The sequence below is a fragment of the Microvirga sp. HBU67558 genome (assembly GCF_018069605.1).
Taxonomy (GTDB): Bacteria; Pseudomonadota; Alphaproteobacteria; order Rhizobiales; family Beijerinckiaceae; genus Microvirga; species Microvirga terrae.
This window is the reverse complement of record NZ_JAGPUP010000125.1, coordinates 1-304: the sequence shown is the minus strand read 5'-3', so window position 1 is coordinate 304 and position 304 is coordinate 1. Positions and strand designations below refer to the sequence as shown.

Sequence of the window (304 nt, the reverse complement as noted above, 5' to 3'; positions counted from 1 at the left end):
GCTGCGGCCGCGCACATCGTCGGAGCGCAGGCCGGTCTCATCCTCCCAGAAGATCGTGCCCTTCTGCCCTCTGGCTTGCACCACGATGGCCGGATAGTCCTGCCGCAGCCAGCGCCGTACGGCTTTTGGCGACTGCTCATAGGCCCGGCGGAGCGGCTTCTGGGCTGTGAAGCCCCAGCGCGCCAAGTAGGTGCTCATCGTACGCACCGCCAGCCGGACCCCACACTGCCGCTCGATCTGCATCCGCACCGCTGCCCGGCTCCACAGGGCAAAGGGCAGACCGAGTTCGTCAGGCGTGTGCCGG

Annotated in this window: 1 protein-coding gene; it reads right to left on the bottom strand. The window is 68.4% G+C overall.

Annotation, left to right across the window (positions count from 1 at the left end; all coding sequences use genetic code 11):
* Positions 1–304: winged helix-turn-helix domain-containing protein (locus KBI52_RS33775; RefSeq protein WP_210804750.1), on the bottom strand; the 304-nt coding region annotated here is incomplete at both ends.